1 protein-coding gene is annotated in these 227 nt (G+C 52.0%); it reads left to right on the forward strand.

Annotation, left to right across the window (positions count from 1 at the left end; all coding sequences use genetic code 11):
• Positions 1-227, forward strand: a 227-nt coding sequence (locus tag FDX22_RS21475) for a poly-beta-1,6-N-acetyl-D-glucosamine N-deacetylase PgaB (protein ID WP_222592550.1), incomplete at both ends; no start/stop codon positions are given.

Below are 227 nucleotides of genomic sequence, written 5' to 3' on the forward strand. Positions count from 1 at the left end.
TTGAGCGCTGGACGCGCCTGAAAAGTAAGATGCTGATCGACTTCACGAAGCAGTTGACGCAATCGGTACGCAATATTCGCGGTCCGCAGGTGCAAACCGCCCGTAATATCTATGCTATGCCGGTACTGGAACCGGAGAGTGAAGCCTGGTTTGCGCAAAACCTGAATGATTTCCTGAATACCTATGACTGGACGGCACCCATGGCGATGCCATTTATGGAGCAGATC

The sequence above is a fragment of the Citrobacter sp. TBCS-14 genome (assembly GCF_005280805.1).
In the GTDB taxonomy this organism is placed as follows: Bacteria; Pseudomonadota; Gammaproteobacteria; order Enterobacterales; family Enterobacteriaceae; genus Citrobacter; species Citrobacter gillenii.